Origin of the sequence: Allobosea sp. BH3, assembly GCF_025499465.1 — a bacterium.
Lineage (GTDB): Bacteria > Pseudomonadota > Alphaproteobacteria > Rhizobiales > Beijerinckiaceae > Allobosea.
On record NZ_JAIMCA010000003.1, the window covers coordinates 267,333 to 289,725 of the forward strand.

The 22,393-nt window shown below is 68.9% G+C and carries 5 protein-coding genes; 1 reads left to right on the plus strand and 4 read right to left on the minus strand.

The genetic code is table 11. From position 1 onward, the window contains the following. Nucleotides 1–6: 6 nt before the first annotated feature. The gene (locus tag BoBH3_RS10200; protein ID WP_262330686.1) at nucleotides 7–1,095 is read right to left on the minus strand and encodes a PLP-dependent cysteine synthase family protein; all 1,089 of its coding nucleotides are present in this window, start codon (nucleotides 1,093–1,095) and stop codon (nucleotides 7–9) included. Between the two features lie 106 nt (nucleotides 1,096–1,201). On the opposite strand from BoBH3_RS10200, the gene BoBH3_RS10205 reads away from it, so the two are divergent. After that, nucleotides 1,202–3,202 carry a transcriptional regulator gene (locus BoBH3_RS10205; RefSeq protein WP_262330687.1) on the plus strand — a complete coding sequence of 667 codons (2,001 nt, stop codon included), beginning with the start codon at nucleotides 1,202–1,204 and terminating at the stop codon, nucleotides 3,200–3,202. A 61-nt stretch (nucleotides 3,203–3,263) separates the two neighbouring features. Here BoBH3_RS10205 and BoBH3_RS10210 read toward each other — a convergent pair whose 3' ends face one another. From BoBH3_RS10210 to BoBH3_RS10220, 3 genes are read right to left on the minus strand one after another with little or no spacing between them, the layout of a single operon-like run. After that, nucleotides 3,264–3,986 carry a SapC family protein gene (locus BoBH3_RS10210; RefSeq protein ID WP_262330688.1) on the minus strand — a complete coding sequence of 241 codons (723 nt, stop codon included), beginning with the start codon at nucleotides 3,984–3,986 and terminating at the stop codon, nucleotides 3,264–3,266. Between the two features lie 23 nt (nucleotides 3,987–4,009). Then, entirely contained in the window at nucleotides 4,010–5,644 is a 1,635-nt protein-coding gene (locus BoBH3_RS10215; RefSeq protein ID WP_262330689.1) for a ShlB/FhaC/HecB family hemolysin secretion/activation protein, read from the minus strand. Further along, the gene (locus BoBH3_RS10220; protein ID WP_262330690.1) at nucleotides 5,641–22,392 is read right to left on the minus strand and encodes a leukotoxin LktA family filamentous adhesin; all 16,752 of its coding nucleotides are present in this window, start codon (nucleotides 22,390–22,392) and stop codon (nucleotides 5,641–5,643) included. Before BoBH3_RS10220 ends, BoBH3_RS10215 begins: the two co-directional genes overlap by 4 nt. Nucleotide 22,393: the final 1 nt, after the last annotated feature.

The window sequence follows — 22,393 nt, forward strand, 5'->3', positions numbered from 1 at the left end:
CCCGCGCTATTCGGCCGCGAGCTGGAAGCCGGGCGTCGAGCGCGACAGCGCCAGCTCCTCCTCGTCCATCTCGGCCGGGATGGTTTCGAAGAGGGGGGTGGAGAGATAACGCTCGCCGGTGTCCGGCAGCATGCAGAGGATGACGGAGCCCGCGGGGGCCGACTCCGCGATCTGCCGGGCGACGCCGAAGCTCGCACCGCCGGAGATGCCGGTGAAGATGCCCTCCTTCTGCGCCAGCGCGCGGGCCCATTCGATCGCCTTCGGCCCGGCGATCGGGATCAGCTCGTCATAATAGCGCTCGTCGATCGCTTCCTGGAGCACGTCGGGGATGAAATCCGGCGTCCAGCCCTGGATCGGATGCGGCTCGAAGGCAGGGTGACTCGCTGCGGGAGAGCCGTCCGCGCCGCGCTGCTGGCCTTGGCCGCTGCCGAGAAGCTGGGCATTGGCCGGCTCGCTCAGGACGATCTTCGTCTGCGGCCGCTCGCGGCGGAGCACGCGCGACACGCCGACCACGGTGCCGCCCGTCCCGTAGCCGGTGACGAAGTAATCGAGGCGCGAGCCGGCGAAGTCATTGATGATCTCGCGGCCGGTGGTCGCCTCGTGGATGGCGGCATTGGCCTTGGTCTCGAACTGCCGGGCCAGGAACCAGCCGTTCTTCTGCGCGAGCTCGACCGCCTTGAGATACATGCCGAAGCCCTTCTGCGCGCGCGGCGTCAGCACGACCTTGGCGCCCAGCATCCGCATCAAGCGGCGGCGCTCGACCGAGAAGCTGTCGGCCATGGTGACGACGAGCGGATAGCCTTTCTGGGCGCAGACCATGGCGAGCCCGATGCCGGTATTGCCGCTCGTGGCCTCGACCACGGTCTGTCCCGGCTTCAGCGCGCCGCTGCGCTCGGCCGCCTCGATGATGGCGACGGCCAGCCTGTCCTTCACGGAAGCGGCCGGGTTGAAGAACTCGGCCTTCACATAGATCGTGGCGTGGTCGACGCCGAGATTGTTGATGCGGATCGCCGGCGTGTCGCCGATCGTGTCCAGAATGCCGTCGAACAGCCGGCCGCGGCCCTGCGTCGTCCTCGAAGTTTCAGTCGTAAGCATGTTGCCCTCCTTCTCGAATGGTGCTGCCGGGCCTTCTTTGCGGAAGCTCACAGAATGATAGGATGACGCCTGGGTATTCCGCGTGGGAGACAACGTTGGAGTGCGCATGGAAACGCCAGGTTCGGAGTCCGAACATACTGGATCAGACCTTGAGCTGCGGCTGCTCGGGCCGCTGAGGCTCCTGCATGACGGCGCTCAGCTCCAGCTGCCTCCGTCCCGCAAGCTGCGGGCGCTGATCGCTTATCTCGCTCTGTCTACGCGCCCGGTGCCGCGCGAGCGGCTCTGCGCTCTGCTCTGGCAGATGCCCGACGATCCCCGTGGCGAACTCCGCTGGTGCCTGAGCAAGCTGCGCGGGCTGCTCGACGGGCCGGGCCGGCGACGGGTGCTGGCGTTGGACGACAGCATCGCGCTCGATCTGTCCGATTGCAAGGTTGATGTCGCCCGCCTGCTCGGCGCGGCCGAGGACGGCTTCGGCCGGCTGGACGATGCGGAGCTTGCCGTGCTCGCCGAGGCGGCGGGCGAGGATTTCATCGATGGCACCGAACTTCCCGACAGCGTCGAGTTCGAGCATTGGCTCGCGGGCCGGCGCAGCGCGTTCCGCACGCTCCATGTCTCGCTGCTCGCGGAGACGGCGCGCCGGGCGCCGGTCGGAACGGCGGCGGGGCTGGCTGCGGCCGGCCAATGGGTCGAGTTCGCTTCCTTCGACAGCGCGGCGCATCTCCGCTTCCTGGCCGAATTGCACGAGCGCCGCATGGTCGATGATTGCGCCCGCCATCTCGCAAGGACGCAGCGCAGCTTCGCCGCGGAAGGCTTCGATTTCTCGCCGGTCGCCGCGGCCTGGAAGACGCTGAAAGGGCGGGTCTGCGCGACGTATCGAGAGCCATCGCGCACGGACACGGCCGACACCTCCGGCCAGCAGCCGCGGCCCTCGGTGGCGATCATGCCGTTTCAGGACGCCGGATCGGGCGCTCCGGGCGGGAGCGATCTAGGCCATGCGCTGACGCATGACGTGATCAGCCGGCTGGCACGGTTGCGCGGGCTCTTCGTCATCGCGCGCGGCTCGGTCTTCGCTCTCGCACGCGAGCAGCTCGGGCATCGCGAGATCGGCGAGCGGCTGGGCGTCCGCTATGTCGTCACCGGCGTGCTGGAGCAGCAGGAGGATGCTGTCGCCGCCACCGTCGAGATCGTCGAGGCGGCGAATGATCATATCGTCTGGACCGACCGCTTCGAGGTGCACTCGTCAGATCGGCTCACGATCCTCGACGAGATCGGCAACGGAATCGTCTCCGCCGTCGCCTCCGAGATCGAGACGGCCGAGCGGAGCCGCGCGATCCTGCGGCCACCGGAATCGCTCGACGCCTGGGAAGCCTATCATCGCGGGCTCTGGCACATGTATCGGTTCACGGCGGAGGAGAACGAACGCGCCGCTGAGTTCTTCAGCCTCTCCGCGCGGCTCGACCCGACATTCTCGCGGGCGCAGGCCGGGATCTCCTTCACGCACTGGCAGCGCGCCTTCCAGCGCTGGGGCGAGCGGGAGGAACAGGCGCGGCAGGCGATCGAGAGCGCGACGCAGAGCCTGCTGATCGACGAGCAGAACCCGGCGGCGCACTGGTCGATGGGACGCGCGCTCTGGCTCGTCGACGATCAGGCGGGCGCGGTGTCGGCGTTGGAGCGGTCGGTGGCACTCAGCCCCAATTTCGCGCTGGGGCACTACGCGCTCTCCTTCGTCCATTGCCAGGGCGGCGATCCGCTGGCGGCCCTGTCGGCTTCCGACCATTCGCGGCTGCTCAGCCCGCACGACCCGCTGCTGTTCGGCATGCTGGGCACGCGCGCCATGGCGCTCGTCAGGCTGGGGGCGCTGCAGGACGCGGCGGAGTGGAGCCTGAAGGCGGCCGCCCGGCCGAACGCCCATGTGCATATTGTGGCGCTCGCCGCCCATTGCCTGGCGCTTGCCGACCGGATGGAGGAAGCGCGCAGCCACGCCGCCCGCATCCGCCTGCTCCAGCCGAGCTATGGCCTCGACGACTTCCTGGGCACCTTCAGGTTCGAGGCGGATACCCAGCTGCGCTACCGCAAGGCGGCGCAGGCCATCGGCCTGTCGGCGTGAAGGAACCGCGCAGGGCCGGGCGTTGTGCCCCGGCCCGCATAGCGGCAAAAGCCCGCTTCGCTCAGGCGCGGGGCCGCGCGAGTTCGCCGAGCCGGGCGAAGTTCGCCAGGCTGATCAGATGGGCGTGTATCGGGAGCAGGTAGCCCTTCCGCTTCAACTCGAGCCAGGCCTCGTCGGAAAGCGCGTCGAGACGCTCGGCGCTCACGACGGAGAAGCCGGAGAAATTCGAGCTGGTGCCGTCCGGGGCGCGGATCTCGACGTTGATCGTCTGGAACAGCTCGAGCTCCTTGAGAGCGGCGGTGAAGGCCGCGGTCGCGTTGGCGGCGTCTCCGTACTCGCTGACGAAGGCGATGATGTTCTTCAACACCTCGGTCGGCTCGCCTTCCTCGTCGAAGAGGCGCTCGCCCTCTACCTCCCCGAGCCCGGCGAAGCCACCATCGACGCAGACGACCTGCTGCTCGGCGGATACATCGCCGCCGATGAAGGGGTAGCGCCGCAGATAGGCCGGCGGATGGAAGCCAAGCCAGCGGCCGTCCGCATCGACGAAGCAACCTTCGCCCGAGCGCATCCCGACCATGAACAGCGGCGAGACTCCGCCGGGCTCCTCCAGGAACAGGATCGGCATGTCGCGGCCGCCGGGGGCGAACTCAGCCAACAGCGCCGGCAGCACATGGGCTCGGGCGGCGAAGGCATAGGTTTTGACGGCCGGCGTGAGCCGGGCCTCACGATGGGTGTTCCGGTCGAGCACGGTGATGCTGGAATAGAATAGCGGTAGCGGGGCCATGATCCTGTCCTGACAAAAAGGGCTCAGATGCTCTTGCGCAAGGTGAGCCGGAAATAGAGCTCGACGTCGCGCTGGACGGTCGAGATGCGTTCGAGCGGTCGACCGAAGCCGCCTTCGAGCGTAGCCCAGTCGATCGGCCGCCAGATCAGCCCGGCGCCGACGGAGGTCGCGCGCATGGTGTCCACGACGTTCGGGTAGGTGATGCCGTGATCGAGGAAGACGAAGGCTTCGAGTTGCTTCAGCGGATCGGGCAGGAGGTAATGCAGCTCCGCCTGCCCGTAGAAGCCGGAATTGCCGAAGGCCGCGCCGATCGGGTAGCCGCGCACGGTCGTCGGCCCGCCGATCTGGAAGATCTGGTCGCCCGGCAGCTGCGTCTCGCCGGTATACTGCCAGGCTCCGACGAGCGTGCCGTAGATATTGTCGTTGAGCCGCCAGACCGAGGTGGTGTTGCCGGTTAGGATCGTGCTGTTCTGGTTGCGCCCCGAGATCTTGTCCTCATGGGCGACCTGCGACCAGTTCGCCGTCGAGCTGTGGTTGAGGGCGGGCAGGCTGATGCTCAGCGAGGCGCCTGCCTGCACCCGGGAATAGCTGCTCTCGACCGTGGCGATGTCGAGCTGCTTGCTGCGGCCCGCGCCGGTGCCGAGCGCGGCGGTAGCCTGCAGCAGGATGGAATCCGTCGCGAAGACCGGCTGTGACAGGGTGAGCGAGCTGCTTTCCGAAATGCCTTCCGGCCGCAGCTCGCGAATGGCGCCGTTGACGATCCGATAGGCCGACCGGGTGAAGCTGGCGCCCAGCCGCGTGCCCCAGGGCGAGACCGGCAGCGTGTAGCTGCCATTGCCCAGGATGCTGCCGCGTGCCCGCGAGCCGTAGAGGACGAGCCGGTCGTCGATGCCCAGCAGGTTGTGATGGCGCAGGAACAGGATGCCCTGGTAGCGCCCGGTCGAGGTCACACCCTGGTTGTCGTAGGAGAGCTGGACGACGTTGCGCGGCGGCTCGGTCACGGAAAGCTCGATATCGGTCAGGCCGAAGCTCGCGCCGGCGCCGAGCTGAGCCCTGAGCTGCACCTCGTTGAGGCGGTTGAAGATCGAGACCGAACGATTGAGGGCCGGCGCGTCGACGACGTCGTCATCGCCGATCGGCACCTGCGAGCGGACATACCAGGGCCAGGTCTGGACGGCGCCGGTGACGGAGACCTTGCCGACACGCCCCTCCACCAGCCTGATCCAGAGCACGCCGCCATCGAGCTTCTGCGGCGGCAGGACGGCGCTGGCCGTGATCTGCCCCTTTTCGGCGTAGAGATCGTTGACGGACTGGACGATCCGCCCGATCGCGGCGAGATCCACGCGCTGCCCGACATGGCGCGCGCGGATCGCATCGAGCTCGGCGGCGCTCAGGAAGCGCGACTCGGTGAACTCGATGCGGGTCAGCAGCACACTCGCGCCGCCGGCGGGGAATTCGAGCTTCGGCCCCGCCTGAGGCCCGATCACGCCGGGGCCGCGCTGGCGCTGCGGCGCGGTCTGGCGCTCGATCTCCCGCCGCTGCCGCTCGGCCTCGTTCTCGATGGTCTGCGGCACGATCTGCGCCCGCGCCGCGCCGCCGAGGCAGCCGGCGGCGAGACACACAGTCAGAACGGCAACGGCGAAACCGGATCGGCTCAAGGCTGGCTCTCGGCGTCGTCTTCTTCGTCGAGATTGACGAGAGGCTTCCATGCTTGGCCGAAGCTGGCAGTGGACGCCGGATCGGCGAGGTCACTGCGCCAGGCGCTGTTCAGGCCGAACACGAAGCCGCGTGCGACCTCGCCGAAGGAAGGCCCGCTCGGGAGCAGGTTTGGCAGACGCGCCATGTCGCGCGCCAGCGAGGAGCCGAAGGACGGAGGAATGTCGACCACGCTCGAATCGAAGTTGATGATGAAGGCGTCGGTGGCGAGCCTGGCACCGTTCACGGTGAGATAGAACGGCCGGCTCCGCGGGTAGAGCTGGATATCGTAGCCGAGGGCCGGAGCCAGGCTGCGGTTGTTGGCGAACAGCGTCATGACCGGCGTCTGCAGCGTCATCGCGCCGGGCACGTTGGCGCTGGCGATGGCGAATTCGCCCGCTGTCGTCGTGAGCCTGCTGTCGAGCGCGGCAAAGCGGCCGACCCTGACGCGCGAGGCATCGATCCTGAGATCGACCGCCTCGGCCACCGCGGCACGCAGGCCGCCGATGTCGAGGGCGAGCGGCATGCCGCCCGCACCCGGCAACTGGACGATGTCGGCGGCGATCCGCGTCCCCAGGATGGTGATGCTGTTGCCGGCGCCGAAGTTGGCGAGGCGCACGTCGTCAGCTGCGCTCACGGAGGCGTTGAGCGCCGCGCCGCGGCCGATGCTGATCGAGCCCTGGCCGCTGCGGCCGGCCTGGAGCGTCAGCGCGTCGCTTGCCACGATGCGCTCGCCATCGATTGCGTTGGCGGCCGCGAGCGCAGCCGATCCGTTCGAGGACAGCGCGCCGAAGGAGATGCCGGCCTGGGCGGAAGCGAGGCGCAGGTCCCCGCCGGCGGCCATGTCGGCCACCCGCAGCTCGCCGGTCGAGTCGATCTCGGCCGAGCCTGCGCTGGTCAGGCTGTCGATGCGGAGCGCTCCGCCGCTGATCAGCGCGGCGTTGCCAGCGATCCGCGCCGTCGCAATCGTCTGGTCGCCGCCTGAGCGCAGGCTGGCGTTGCCGCCGGCGTCCAGCGTCGTGACGTCGATCGCGCCTGTCGTTGTCGTGGCATCGACGCCGCGAGCGGTGAGCGCTCCGATCATGACCCCGCGATAGCTGGAGATCGTGGCGTCGCCGCCGATGTCGAGACGGTCGGCCGTGATGCCGGCATTGCGGGAGACCAGGGTCAGCCCGCCGTCGCCGGCGCTGACGGTGCCCAGCGCTACGAGGCCTGTCGCGTCGATGCCGGCGCCATGCCCGGCCGTGGCCGTCTCGACCGAGACCGCGCCGCCGGCCGTGATGGTCACGTCCGTTCCGCCGAGCAGCGTCGGGACATCAACCGTTCCGGCCGCTTCGACCAGCAGGGCCTGCGCGGCCGAGAGCGAGGTGGCATTCACGTCTCCGGCCGAGGAGGCGACCGAGAGATCACCTGCGGTGGTGGCCGCAGTTCCGAGCGTCACCGTCCCGGAAGCGGAGAGGGCGGAGCTTGCACCGGCGCTGACGCTGCCGATGTCGAGCGTGCCGTCATGGGCCGTAGCGGTCGCCGCCCCACGCGCGTTCAGGGCGTTCGTGACGGCGATTCCGGTCGCTGCCGCCAGCGTCACATCGCCCGAGGCGGCGATGGAGGTCGCGCTGATCTCGGCCCCGGTGGAGGTCAGCGAAACCGAGCCGTTGCTGCTCGAAATCGCGCCGAGCGCCAGTGCGGCGGAGGAGGACATCGTCAGCGAGCCGCCGGCCGTCAGGCCGCCGACGTCGATGGCGCCGTCGGCCGCCGTGACGGACACATCGCCGCCCGCGGTCAGAGCGCCTGTGACGGAGACGAAGGTCGCCGCGGTAAGCGTCGCGTCGCCGGCAGCGCCGACCGTGCCGGCGGAGATGCTGCCGGTGCCCGACGTGGCGGAGAACGCTCCGACGCTCGTCGTCGCGCTGGTCAGCGTGATCGCACTTGTCGCGTCGAGCGAACTCGCGCTCCCTGCGAGCAGCGTGCCCAGCGTCAGGGCGCCGTTGCTGGTGGCGAGCGTGCTGCTGCCGGCGCTCGTCACGGCATCGACGGTAAGCGTGCCGCCGGCGCGCAGCGCGACCGAGCCGGCATCGGCCTTCAGCTCGGTGGCATGGGTCCCGGCTGCCGTGCCGAGGTTGATGTCGCCGCCGAGGCTGCGGGCGGAGAGGGTGGGGGCGGAGAAGACGAGGGCTGCGGTCTCGCTGCCGATGTCGCCTCCGGCATAGAGCGAAATCGCGCCACCGGCCTGGCCCGCATCGAGCAGCGTGCCGGCGTCGCCATTTCCAAGGATCGAGCCCGCCGCGGTGATTGCGATCGAGGCGCTGCCGGCCGGCGCAGCGAGAGCGCTGACGACATGGCCGAGCACGATGTCCGCGCCCGAGGCCAGGCTGGCGCGGCCGGCAGCCTCGATGCCTGAGCCGCCCGCCATCACGATCCGGGAACCGGTCAGTGCGATCGCACCGGCCGTGGAGCGGAGGGTGTCGAGCACGTCGATCTGGCCGTCTGAGGTGGCGGTCAGCCCGTTCGCGGCGCTGAGCGAGCCGAGCCGGAGCGTATTGGCAGACTGGCCGGAGACGGTCGGGGCCGAGAGCCAGGCCAGGCCTCCGATCTGGCCGGAGACCGAACCACCGGTGCCGATCTGCAGGCCGAGCGCCGCCGCAGCGGAGCCGACATTGCCGGTCGCGTTGAGCGCGACCGAGCTCGCCGCGATCGCGATGCCCGGCAGATAGCCCTGGATGCCGCCGCTGCGAGCGGTCAACGAGGCCGTGCCCGTGGCGAAGATGCGACCGATCTCGGCATTGCCGGCATTGGCGACGAGATAGGCGTCGCCCGCCGCCGCCGAGGCGGATACCAGCCGGCCGCCGATCTGGTAGGTGAGGGGCGCCGCCGCCGAGCCGATGCCGCCGCCGCCCGCGACGAGCACGAGATCGCCGCCGGTCTGGATCTGGACGGGGCTGCGCGGCGTCGTGCCGTCGGCCTGCATGCCCACGACGATGCCCTGCGGAGCCTGCAGGCTGACAGTGCCGGTCGCCGAGATGGCGCCGAGCGTCAGTGTGGCGCCGGCCGCGCGCGGCGTCGTGCTCGACCGCACATTGGTGGTCGCCTGGACGTAGACATCGCCCTGCGCCGAGGCGGAGAAGGCGCCTGTGGCGTTGATGAACATCGGCGCGGTCTGCTTCACGTCCACGCGGGTCAGGGTGACGCCGGCCGGCACGTTCTGGAGATCGGTCACCTCGACGAGGCTGCCGTCCTGGCGCTGCCCCATGATCTTGACGGTGCCCGGCGTGGTCGCGACCGCGAGTGCGGCGAGCTGCGCGTCCGTGATCGAGCCGCTGCGAATATTGTCCAGCGAGACCTGCATGTCCGGCGCCAGCGAGCCAATGCTGCCCGCGATGTTGAGCGTCACGTCATGGCCGACGACCAGCGCGGTGCCGTTGCCGACGACGCCGGAGGCTGGCTGCAGCGCGGACTGGTTGATCGCCGACACCAGCTGCCTGTCGGTCCAGGCGGCATCGCCGGCGATGCGGTTGGCAATTCCCGCCGCGGCGTCGGTATTGGTCGTGCGGAAGCTGAAGTTGCTTTCCAGCGATGCGGCGTTGAAACGCGCCTGCGTCGCCCAGCCGTCGCCATAGGCGGCCTTGAAGGCGCCGGCATAGGCATTGTAGCGCTCTGCGGCGTATGCCCTGACCTCTGCCGGCGTAGCCGCACGGGGCGGCGCGTTGGCAGGACGGCTGAGCGCAATCGCGGCGTCGGCGAAGGCCTGGTAGAGCGCGACGCCGTCGTTGCTCAGCGTGAAGACACCGTTCGCATCGACGCTGCCGTTGCGGATCAGCGCAGAATAGAGGCCGTAGGCCTGCGTCACCTGTGCTTCAAAGGTCGCGATGCTGGCCTGGGCGGCGGCATCTGCGCCATCGGCCGCCGTGAGCTTGAGGGCGCGCGAGACCTGCGAGAGCTGCTCGGCGCTCAGCGCCTGGGCCGAGGTCTGGCCCGTAGCCGAGACGAGCCGGCCGGCGTTGACGTCGATCCGGACGTCGCCAGCCTCGCTCTTGATCTCGGCGACGCGCAGATCGCCTGAGACCTGCGCGATGCCGATGTCGCCAAGCGCCGAGAGGTTGACCACTCCGTCCGTATAGGAGCCGTTCGCCAGCCTTGTCGCCACGGCACGCATCTTCATCACGTTCGAGACAGAGCCGATGCTGCCGTTCTCGCTCGCGAGCGTGATATTGCGGCCGACCACATTCGCATTGGCCGAGGCCACGGTCTCGAGGCTGCCGGTGGCGCGCACCCTGATGTCGCCATAGGCGTTCGGGTTGCCGTCGGCGCGCAGCGCCAGCACCCGGGCGCCGCCGGTGATGTCGAGATTGATGCCGCCGCTGCCGGCGATGGCGCTGAGATCAGCGCCGCTGGTCAGCGTCGCCTTGATCGCCGCCGATTGCGTGCCGATCGAGTCACGCGCGGTCAGGTTCAGGTTATTGCTGAGGATCGTGGCGTTGTTCGTCTGGGTGAAGCTGCCGCCAGAGGCGACGATCGTCGTCGTGCCGCTCGGATTGACGATGGTTCCGTTCTGCAGGACGGAGCCGTTCGAGGTGATGTTGACGCGACCGGCGGCGTTGCCGGCGAAGCTGATGTCGAAGGGGTTGTCCGCCTTGACCGAGGCGGTGACCTGCACGAACGCGCGGGTCACCATCTGATAGTTCCAGATGGCCTGCCCCGCGCCGGGCTGAGCGACGAAATCGCGGTCGCAATGGTTGATCGCCTGCAGGTTGCAGCCGCTGTAGTGCGCTTCGTTGTTGATGAAGTCGAGCTGGCCTCCGGTGATCTCCTGCGTCATCCCGACATTGATGAGGCTGCCGTTGTTCGTGACGCGGCCCGACACGCCTGTCGCGCTCGGATCCTGCGCATTGCGCGACCACCAGTACATCCAGTCCGCGCCCGGATTGGTGCTCGGCGACTGGTTGTCGACATAGACCCAGGGGTTGCTCGTCGTGCCGGAGTCGTAGCGCCAGTAGGACACGAGGTCGCGCACCTGGGTGGTCTGCGGGGTCAGCCCCTCCTTCTGGAGCAGGATCTGCTGCGTCCACTCATAACGTGTGCCGGCGACGGGGTTGTATTCCGTCAGGGAGCCCGCGGTGAAGGCGTAAGGGGTCGCGCCCTGGGCCGGCAGGGCGCCGTTCCACGTCTTGTAGGTGGCAATGCCGGAGCCCGGCGTATAGGCGTAGATCGTCGTGTTCGGCCCATCCGTCACAAGCCGGTCGATGATCGTGATCTTGCTGACGCTCGCAGAGACGCCGACCCCTGTGCCGGTATTGACGCGGTTGACGACGAGGTCGAGCCCGGAGGTGTTGTTCAGGCTGACATCGCCGAAGCCGCCATTGATCTTGATTGAGCCGAGCGTGTTGGTGCTGATGATTTGGCCGTCGAGCAGCACCGAGCCGCCGCCCGAGGAGGCATTGATGTCCCACAGGACCAGTCGATCGTTGGCGAGATCGTAGTATAGCGGCGCCGCACCCTGATTTGCCCAGGTTCCACCCAAGGCCTCCTTGAGGCCGACTTCGACATAGCCGCGATCAAGGTAATATTGGCGCGAGTTCCGAAGGCTGGCGACCATGCCGGAATCGACCGTTCCCGACCAGTTGGTGATGCGTCCCGCCTCGATCTCGGCGTTGATGTTGATCGTCGTCGCCTTGATCGCGACCTGGGAGCCGTAGATCTTGGTGCCGCCGCCCTCGGCCGTCGGGTTGCTCTGCCGATAGGTCTGGATCGTCGGTATGACCATGAAGCGGATGTCGTTGCCCATGTCATAGCCGCCGGTGCAGGCGTAGCCTGCGTCGCCGATATATCCGATGCAGTTTCCGTAGAACTGCATCGAGAAGTTGCGGGTCGTGCCCTCGTCCTGCCGGCCATAGAGGAAGTAGTTCAGGTCGGTCGCGCCTTGGCCGGCGGCGAGCGCGTTGGCGGCGGCATAGACCGCCTGGTCGACGTTGAAGCTGTCGCCCGGACCGCCGCCGGGATAGTAGATGGCGGATTCGTACTCTGCCTGAGGCGTCGCGCCGGCATTGTACATGCCGTTCGGCCCGTTCGAGGAGACCACCACCGCGCCGTTCGGCACGGTCGTGTTGAACTGCAGCGCGTCGATGCGCTGGCCGGAGAAGCCGAACGACCCTTGCGTGTTGTTGAGCGAGACCACGCCCGAGAGATTGGTGATGTCGCCGGCGATCAACAGCGCCGGCCCGTTGCCGCTGGCATCGAGCTGGCCGGTGTAGCTGTTGTCGATGGCGATGACCGGCGTCGCATCGGGGTTGGTGTGGCGCGTCAGGGACCCGGTGGAGCCGATGATCTGCCCTCCGGTCGTCTCCGGGATATAGGCGCCGCCGTCTAGGATGAGATAGGCGTTGCTGCGGTTGATGACGGTAATCGACGGGCCGCCCTTTGCGGTCAGCGTGCCGTTGCCTTGGACCGAGCTACCGCTGACATAGACGTTGCCGCCGGCCGCGTAGAGCTGCGTCAGGCGCACCGCCTTGACCGGCGAATGGCTGACGCCGGAGAGCAGCGTGGGAGCGACGGTGGGGTCGTAATTGGCGTTGATGTAGCTGACGACGTCGAACGCGGTGCTGTAACCGGAGGTGACGGGCGCGCCGCTGACGAAGCGGATCGTCGGCGTCTCGTTGGGGCCGCACTGCACCGAGGCATTGGCGCCGCAGCCAATCTCGATGCGCTGCGTGTTGTAGATGCCGGCGGTGGCCGTGCCGTTCATCACCAGTGTCGAAGTGGACGAGAAGCCGGGGCTGCTCGAGCCCGTCGTCACCGGGATGAAATAGAGCTGATAGCCATGGCCGGTGCCGTCGGCGCGGGCGTTGATCAGCCCGTCATAGGCGCCGAGCGTGACGTTCTGCGCGCTGGAGATCGTGGCGCCGCTGCCGATATCGACCTTGGCGTGGTTCTGCAGGTCGGTCGAAGCGTCGGCATCGGGCACGGCGATGAGGCCGCGGACATAGCCGAGCGCTGTCGCATTGCCCGAGAGGTTGTTCGTGCGCTGGCCCGAGCCGTCGCGGCCGGCGGTGATGTTGACGTCGTAGAGGCCGAGCAGCGCCGAATTGGCGCCGACGGTCACGTTGTTGTCAGTCCGGATGGTGACGTCGGCATCGGCGAGCCCGACGCCGGCCAGGCCGTAGGTGCTGACATAGGCGTTCGCCCGCACATCGGCGATCGTGTAGGTGCCGAGATTGATGACGCCGTAGGAATTCAGCGCGTTGCGCAGGCCGAGCGTCACTTCATTGTCGACATCCGCCCTGTAGCGCGTGGAGACGCCGGCACCCTGCAGCAGGCCGCCGGTCGTCAGCGTCGCCGTGTCGTCGCCGAAGAGTTCGCTCCAGGCCTGGATCAGGATCGAGCCGGGCGCCGCCGTCGGGCTCGCGCCGCCGGCCAGCGTGACGTTGTCGCCGAGTACGACGCGCGAGGTGCCGTCGATCTCGGTCGTCGAGGTCGCTCCGGCGCCGTTGATGCCGCCGCCCGCAGCAGCTTGCACCGAGTCACCGAGATCGAGCTGGGTGAAGACGTTCTGGCTGGTCAGCGAGATCGCCTGCAGGCAGCTCGTCAGATAGCAGCCCGCCGTGTTCGGGCCGGACGCGCTGATGATGCTGCCGGCGCCGAGCGAGGTCAGCACGTCGACATCGGCGCTGTTCTCCGCCAGCGAGGCGCTGGCGCCGAGCGCCGAGGCCTGCAGGCTGTCGATGAGCGAGGCGTAGCGCGTTGTATGGCTCGCGCCGACCTTGACGAGGCCGGTGCTGATCCGGGCATTCTCGCCGACCGAGGCGGTCACGCTCGCGGTGTTGGATGTCGAGCCGGTCGCGCCCGAGCCCGCATAGAGGCCGCCGCTGCCGGCCGTGGCATGGACGATCTGCGTGTCGCTGCCGGCCGCGGTCAGCGTGAAGCTGCCGGCCCCTGCCGCCGCCATGGTGACGCCGTTGCCGATGGAGGCCGTGGTGTGCGTCTGCGCATCGGCCTGCGCGTTCACGGTGCCGATGGCGGCCGTGCCGGCCACGGTGACGCCGGTGGCGGTCGCGCCCTGTGCCGTGGTGTTGGTCGCGCTGATCCGGACCGTGCCGTTCGACAGGCGGACATAATCGCCGACTTCCGCCGTGACCGAGCTGATGTTGAGCGCCTGCGCGTCAGTGCCGACGGCGGCGACGTAATAGGCGCCGGAGCCGGCGATCGCCGAGGCCGAGGCCGACATGCCGCCGCGCGTGAAGCCGCTGGTGGAGAAGCCGAGATTGACGGCGTCGCCGAGCGTGCCGCCGAAGACGGACCCCGTCGCCAGCACGGAGAGGGTGCCCGCGGTGAACTGGCTCGCCGGCAGGCTCGCATTGCTTTCGATGGCGGCGCGCACGATCGGCTGGACCGTGGCGTTGGCGATGGCCGCGCCGACGGCGAGGCCGCCCGCGACGGCGACGCCCTTGGCGGCGGCCTTGGCATCCGGCGAGGCCGTAGCCTGCAGGGTGATCGAGCCCGTCCCGACATTGGCGCGGGCGCCCGCGCCGATCACGGCCGAAACATCGGAGCTGTCGGTGGCGTTGGCTTCCGCGCCCGAGCCGGCGGCGAGCAGGCCGCCCACGCCGGCGACCGCCGCAGCATAGGCCGCGCCCGTGCTGCTCGCGCCGATGGTCAGCCCTGTGCCGGTCAGGCTGGAGCCGGCGCTGTAGGTCGCCGCGACGGTGCTGTTGGCGGTGCTGGTGGCGAGCGATATGCCGAGCGCAAGTCCGCCGGCCACAGTCGCGCCGAAGGCGTCCGACCGGCTGGTCTGGCTGTTGCCGGCATTGACCGTGGTCGCGCCGGTCACCGTCAGGCTGCCGCCGAGCGTGGCCTTGACGGCGTTGGCGATCGAGCCGTCCGCGACCGCCGCGCCGGCAGCCGCCGCCAGGGCGCCGGCACCGGCCTGGGACTGGACGCGGGCCGCCGCACCCGATCCGTCGGTCGAGTTCGCGCTGAGCGCGATCGAGCCGGTATTGACCGTGATCTGGTCGAGCTTGGCCGAGACGTCGTCGCCGATGTCGGTATAGGCCGTCGCTGCGCCGCCGCCGGCCGCGCCACCGGCGCCGACGCCGTTGGCGATGTTGGTGGTCGTCGTGCGCGAGAGCGCCGCAACCGCGACCGAGCCGCTGGCGATGCTGCCGCCGGTGACCGTCGCGGCCGTCCGCGAGCCCGCGGAATCGAGCAGGGCGCTGGCGCTCTGCGAGGTCGGCGCGACGATACGGCTGCGATTGGCGTTGAAGAAGCTGTACTGGTTGGCGGCGTAGGCATGCACCTCGGCGTCGCTGGCGCTGTGGCCGAGGCTGGTGCTGGCCTCAGTGCGATAGGCGGCAATGCCGGCGCCGCTCAGCGTGAGCACGCCGTTGGAGACGCTGCCGTTGGCGAGGAGCCGGGCATAGGAATCGTTGGCGGCGCTGCGGATCTGGTCGTCGCTGGCGTCCGGCGTCGTCGCGGTCACGGTCGCGCGATAGGCGGAAACGCCGGCATCGCTCATCAGATACGCGACGGCGCCGCCGTTAAGGGCCGTGTAGCGCTGCGCCGCCCAGTTTCGCACCTGCGCGTCGTCGGGGCTGGCGATGCCGAGTGCAGTCGCGGCGCTGCTGCGCAGGGCTGTGACGCCCGAAGCCGTCAGCGTCAGCGTGCCGTTCACGACAGTGCCGTTGGCGAGGAGCTGGTTGTAGTCCGCCTGAGCGGCATCGCGCAGCTGGGCCTCGCTCATGGAGGCGCCGGCCGTGCCGCGGTAGCTGCGATAGGCAGCAAGGCCGCTGGCGCTCAACACGAGATCGGCATTGCCGGCCGTGAGCTGGTCGAGGCGCGAGAGAGTGCCGCTGCCGCCGGCGTTGAGCTCGGAGCCTGCACTCGAGGGTGAACCCTTGCCGACCGAGATCACCGCGACGGCGGCACCGATGCCGGCCGAGCTGCCGACGCCGTAGGTCATGGTGTTCGCATCGACGATGCGGTCGGAGGTCGCCGAGGCCGAGACGGCGCCGGGCGCCGACAGCGTCGAGCCGGTGATGTCGGCCAGCACGCGGCTGTCGAGGTTCGCGATATTGGCGGCCGCGCCCGCGCCGACGCCACCATTGGCGCCAGCGGCCGTCGTGGCTCTGATGCTGGTGGTCTCATCGGCGGTGACGACGATGCTGGCCCCGCTGGCAGGGCGCAGGGTCGCGTTGACGCCGTAGAGGCCCGCGCGCGTCTCGTTCTCGACATCGACGAAGGAGACCATGCCGGCGACGCCGGCGATGCCGCCCGCCGCTCCGCCTGCCGACAGTGTCGTGAAGGCGTTGATGCTGCGCGCCGCAACGGCGAGCGCGCCGTTGAGGTTGAGCGTCGTCAGGCCGGAGCCGCCGCCGATCGTGGCGAGGGTGGTGTTGCGGCTGGTGCCGACCACGAAGGAGCCGCCCAGGCTGACACCGCCGATCGCGGCGGAGATCGCCTGTGCGTAGAATCCGTTGCGGCTTTCGGCGTTGACGGCGACGCGACCGGCCGTGACGAGCCCTTGGTCGAGCGTCGCCGTCGTCGTCGCTGCGAAGCTGTTGACGACGCCGGCCGCGGCTGCGCTGCCCCCGCCGGCGGCGAAGCCAATCACGTTGCTCGCCGCCGATTGCGAGGCGCTGGCGGCGATGTCGAGAGAGGTGACGCCGGTGCCGGCGAAGCCCGACGTGGTCGTGCCGAGCGTGGAATTCGTCAGCGCGGCATGCGTGCTGCGCGCCATGATCGTGTTGGCATCGGCGCCTGCAGCGGCGAGGCCGCCGACCGAGCCCACCGTGATGAAGGTCGCTGCATAGGAATGGCTCGCGGCTTCGATCGCTACCGCCGTGGAATCGGTGCCGGTGAGGCGCGTGTTGACGAGGCTGCCATCGATGGTCGCGCTGGTGCTTCCGGCGAGGACGTTGCGGATCGGGACGATCGCGACGGCGCCAGAGATCGGGAAGATCGCGACGCCACCGGTCACCGCATTGGCCAGGACCGACTGCTGCGAGGTCGCGACGACGCCGAGGCCGTGGATGCTGCGGGCCATCATGGCGAGAGAGGGCTGGGCGTCGCTCGGCTCGTTCGCCGTCGTCAGGTCGAAGGCTGTCGTCAGCTGGCCTGCATTATAGCCGAGCAGGCCGTTGCCGCCGGCCCGTGCGTCAACGACGCTGTCCTCGCCTATCGAGGCGGATGTCGAGCCGGCGATCGTGTTGTTGACGACGGAAAGACCGCCCGCGACGCTTGGCGCGCCGGCCGTGGCGCCGAGCGCCCCGGCGGAGACCGTGATCCGGTCGGCATTGCCGGCGAGCACGCCGAGGTTGTTGTCCGCAACGATATCGGCGCCGGAGATTCGGGCGCCGACGTTGGTGGCGACGCTGTTGTTGGCGACCGAGCCGGCGAGGCCGACATTACGCGACATCGCGATGCCGATGGCGATCGTATCGATCGTCGCGGTGGAGCCGGCGCGCAGCACCACGTCGCGGTTGGCCCGCAGCTTCGCCCCTTCGACCTCCGCCAAAACCTCGTTGGCGACGTTGCTTTCGACAATGGAGAGGCCAAGCGCCGCGGCGCCGAAGCCGAGGCCAAGCGAGCCGGCTGCACCACGGATCGATGAAGTCGCCTCACTGGCAACGCCGATGTTGGCAGCGGTTATGACCGTGCCGGTGCCACCGATATGCGCGCGCGAAATGTTCTCGATCGACTGCAGCACAACCGAAGCCGTGCCGGCGAACTGGCCGGTCGCGGCGCCGAGGCCGACCGCAACACCTGTGATCGTCGCGCTGTCCTGGGCCACGACGCTGACGTCGCCCGTCGCTGTGATCGTTGCGAAATCGATCGATGCGAGATGAGCCTGGGCGATCTTGTTGCTGAGCAGCGCGACGCCGGCATTGTTGCGGCCGATCTGGAGGAGTGTGCCGATCGCGACGACCGACGCACCGTCCGGATTTTCCGGACCACCATTGGCCGCGGCGCCCGAGAAATCGATCTCGGAGCGGTCGCTCGCGGAAACCGCCTGACGGTCGCCGATCAGATCGTCAAAAGCCGCGATGCGGCCGCCATCAGCCAGCACCGAGACATGACCTGCGGCCGACACGGTCACGAGCGAGCCGCTCTCGCCGGTGATGGCCGCGCGCGTCGTCGGCGTGACGCTGTTGATGATGAAGACGCCGCCGAGGCCGTTGCCACCGAGGCCGGCCGTCGCCGCGGAGGAGGCGATGCGGCTGGCATTGGTAGCTCGGACCTGGAGCCCATCGAGGCCGGTGAGGCTGGAGCGCGCCACCTTGGCGCTGACCGCATCCTTGCCATCGGGATCACGGATGTCGACATAAGTCAGCGCCATGCCGACGCCGACCTGGCCGCCGACATAGGCGGCGCCGCCGCCGATGCCGATATCGGTCGATTGATAGGCGTTGACCCGCACGACCTGCGAGGCGGCGTTCCCCGCGACGGCGGAGATGATCGAATCCTCGATGCTGGCCGCGACGCGGTTGGTGACGAGGCCGAGCGCGGCGGAGAGCGCGATGGCTCCGCCATTCGAGCTCGCCCCGGCGACGCCCAGCCCGACGATGGTTGCCCGGCCGCCGGAAAGGGCCTGCACGGTCGTGTCGTAGACGCCGGTCAGCCGCGACGCTGCGATGCGCGCATCGGTGCTGTTGTCGAACTGGGCCACAGCGACTGCGCCGGCCAAAGCACCGCTGAGCGGGCTGTCGTTACCGGCCATGTTGATCGCGGCCGAACCTGCTGCGACCTCCGCGATGGTCGAGTTCAGCGCGGTGACGGTCGTCGTCAGCCCGTCGGTGTCCTTGGCGACGATGACGGCGCCGTCGATCCAGGCCGAGGTGCCCAGTGTCGTCAACGCCACGGAGCTGGTGCCGGCGCCGGTCAAGCTGATTGAGGAGGAAGACGTGCTGTTGGCGGCCGCCGCCGCGTCCTGCATGAAGTCCGGCAGCTGGTCTGCCAAGACGTCTTCAACGCCCCCGCCGCTGCCGACACCGCTCGCCACGCCGGCGGCGGAGGCAACGGTTATGCGCCCTTCGGTCGTCGCCGTCACATCGACCGTGTTTGCGGTGATCAGGCCCTGTGCCGCGGTGCCTGCCAGGATGTTGCCGGCGAGATCGCCGCGATTGTCGCCGATATAGGCGCGGGTCACCGACGCCGCGTCGAGCACCGCGACCGCGCCTCCGACAGCGTTCCCGCCACCTCTGGCCAATGCGCCGCTGAGCCCGAAGACCGAGACGATCTGGTCTGCCTTCACCTCCAGGCTGGAGGTCGTGATCGTCGCCAGGTTGCTGACCGAGGCCAGCGTGCGGTTGCTCATGCCCGCGATCGAGACGATGCCGTTGAACCCGATCGTGCCGGCGGAGTTGCCCGAGGTCGTCGCGATGACGAACATCTTGTCGCTGGTTACCGCGGTGACCGCGACGCCCGTCGCTTCGATCGTCACGCCCGCGGCGACGGCCGCCACGGTGTTGCTGCTGCGGCCGATGTTCAGCATCGAGCCGCCGACGGCCGAGCCGCTGCCTCCGGTGCCGCCGGTGAAAGCGAAATTGCCGCCGATATCGATGCTGTGCGTCACCGTGTCGGCATCGATGTGGACGGCCTTGTCCCACTGCTGCTCGTAGCCGTAGTCGAGATTCGTCGACCAGGCGCCGGTGTAGTCGGCCTGCTTCAGCCGCGCTCCGCTCGCGACATAGGCGGAACTCTCATTGTCGACGCGGAAATAGTTGATCGCGCCGGCGAGACCGAGCTGCGACGCCTGTCCGGAGGCGTTGGCGTAGCTCGTCAGGATGTCGGCGACGATGCCCATATTGCCGTTGACGTGCGTCAGGGTTTCGCCGAGCCCGCCCCAATTTTCCCAGGTATTGGAGATCGGCATCTCGTTGAGCGCGGCGACGCCGATGCGCTCCGCATCGATGGAAACGCCGGAGCCGATCGAGGCTGTCGCGTAGTGCTTGAAGTCGCCGACGCCGATGCCGAAGGAGAGCGAGATGTCGGCGGAGGGGTTCGCCGCCGTGGGATCCTTCGAGGCCGAGTTCGTCGAACTGTCGGCAACGACGCGCACGCCGAAATCGCGCTGGCGTGCCACGACGACCACATCGTTCTCGGCAAAGATCGACGGCGCGGCAGAGCCCGCGTCGGCCGTGATCGTCGCGCTGGCGCTCAGGCTGCTGTTGGCGACGGCGATCGCGCTGCCGACCTTCGCTGGAACGCTCGAGCTGCCCGTCTTCAGCTTGCCGAAGATCTTGGTCAGGAGATCCGAGACGGTCGTGCCTTCATAGGCGAGGTTGAAGAGAGCGTTGTTGCCGACCGTGGTGGAGGCGCTGGTCGCATTCTTCTCGGTGTCGGACGTGGCCTGGACCGTCAGGCTGCCGATCCGGGAGCCACTCGTGCCGAGCGAGGCACCGAATTGCGCTTCGGCACTCGCCTTGTAGTCGGAATAGGCGAAAGCGATGCCGCCGACGCTGCCGGCCGATGCCATCGCGGTGGCCGAGGTGGAAAAATTGTTCGAGTTACCGGCCGAAACGTTGATCCTGCTGGTACCCGTGGCCGTGATCTCCGCGCCCGAATGGACCTTGGCGGAGGTGGTGACATCGACCGCGCCATAGGCGACCGTCGCTGCGACGACGCTCGACCCGGTCGTCAGCGTCAGCGCCGTTGCCATCAGGTTGATGTCGTTGAAGGCGTTGACGTCGAGGTTGCGGCCGACGGTGATCTTGGCGCCGGAGGCGACATCCGCCTTCACTTCGCCGGAGATCTCCGCGATCGAGACGCCCGCTCCCCAGGGGAAATTGCCCGAAATCGTAATGGCCGGCAGCGTGGCTTCCTGGACGCCGTTGGCCAGGATCTTCACGTCGCGCGTCGCGGTGATCTCGGCGTTGTCCTCGATCTCGACCTTGGCGCTGATCGTGCTGCCGACATAGGCGCCGTTCAGCCCGAACATCGCCCCGCCGAGCGTCTGCGCAGCAAGGGCGACCAGCGTCCCTGCGCTCGGGTCGGCGAATGAGGATTTGGCCCGCGCATCGGCCGTCATCGTGATGTCGCGGCCCGTGATGGTGCCGGAAACCTTGATGCTGGCGCTGGCGCTGGCAGGGCCGGCGATCAGCGTCTGCGACTGGGTGGCGTTCAGCGTGACGTCGCCGGCGGACCAGGAGAAGACCGAGTTCAGGACGCCGGCCAACAGCTTGCCGCGGACCTCGATGTCCGGGGCGGTGAGCGTGATGCTGCCGGAATTGCCGGTCGTCGGGTTGAGAGCCGAGAGCTCGCGATCGCCGTCTGGGCCCCTGTTGAACTGCCTCGTATCGATGATGCCGTCGGCGGCGATGGTGATCTTGTTCGTGGCCTCCAGCGACACATTGGTGCCGTTGGTGATCATGTTGGCGCTGCCGCCGCCACCGATGACGATGTTGGCCGGATCGATGTAGAGCAGGCCGGCAGCGCCGTTGCGTGCGGACAGATCGACATCGATGGCGCCGAGCGTCACGGTATCCTTGGCGCTGAGCTCCAGAAAGGCGCCGTCGCCGCTCGTGCCGGCGATGCCGCGGAAGATCGCGCCGCTGGCGACATCGAGATTCGTGTCGGCGAAGACGATGGCCGAGCCGGCCTTGGCTGCGACGTCCTGCGCCGCGCTGACGTCGATCGTCGCGCCGCTGGCGATCGTGATCCCGGCATTGGATTTGATCGAGACCTTGCCGCCTTCGCCGGTGTTGACGGTGCCGTCTGCGGTCGCGCCGCTCTGCAGCGGCGCCTTGCCGGTCGCGCTGATCTTCGCCGTCTGGGCGATCGTCGTGCCGGTGCCGGAGCGCAGCGCGACGGTGCCGGCGGAGCGGCGCCCATTCGCGTTGGCGCTGAGCCGGCCCGAGACCTGCACCGTTCCGGCCGCGACGATCTCGATGCCGCCGCCCTTGCGCGCGACCATGGCGCCGCCATGCTGCAGCCCGCTGGTGTTGACGCTTTCGGCGAAGGCGGTCTGGTGGCGCCGGCGGCGCTCCCCGACATCGACGATCGCGGCGTTGGCCGTGATCTGGCCGGCGACGCTGACCGAATGGCCGTTGAGCGTGACGCCGCGCCGTGCGTTGATCGCGCCGTCGACAGTGATCCGCCCGTCTGGCGAGATCGGCACGTCGTTGGCGCGCAGGCGGGCGGCCATCGCCTCGTTGACGACGCCGTTCGGGCCGATCACCTGGTCGAGGAAATCGCGCGTCGGCGTGTTGACCGTGAGTTGGCCGGTGTTGATGACGCCGCTCGGCCCGACCGTGAAACCGGCGGAATCCGAGAAATAGACATGGCCGCCGATCTGGCCGTTCCGGTAGGAATTCAGGATGCCGTTGATGACGACCGGGCCGTCCCGGACGATGTTGACCAGCGCGCCGGTATTCTGCGGCAGATGCATGTTGACGGTCGTGCCGGCCGCCTGCTCGAAGCGTGAGAAGGAGTTGTAGCCGGCGCCGGCCGAGACGGTCTGCGTGGTGATCGTCGTCGTGGTGCCGCTGACCGCGACATTGGTCTGGGTGCGGCCATCGGGCGTGATGATGTTCTGCGCGAAGGCCGGCACATTCCACAGCGCCAGCGCCATGGCCTGCCCGACGAGGCAGCGCTGCCGCCAGCTGGCCAGGATCCGCCGCGTCGGCGCAGGACGCGCGATCATAGGATGCGGGAACCCATGGCGCGTGCCGCTGTGCTCCTTGGTCTCCGGCGCAGGGGAGGGCTTGGCGGCGCGGCGGCGGGACATG

Excerpts from the sequence above, each read along its gene's own strand:
- BoBH3_RS10200 (WP_262330686.1), bottom strand. The coding sequence starts at position 1,095 with ATGCTTACGACTGAAACTTCGAGGACGACGCAGGGCCGCGGCCGGCTG.
- BoBH3_RS10205 (WP_262330687.1), top strand. The coding sequence starts at position 1,202 with ATGGAAACGCCAGGTTCGGAGTCCGAACATACTGGATCAGACCTTGAG.
- BoBH3_RS10210 (WP_262330688.1), bottom strand. The coding sequence starts at position 3,986 with ATGGCCCCGCTACCGCTATTCTATTCCAGCATCACCGTGCTCGACCGG.
- BoBH3_RS10220 (WP_262330690.1), bottom strand. The coding sequence starts at position 22,392 with ATGTCCCGCCGCCGCGCCGCCAAGCCCTCCCCTGCGCCGGAGACCAAG.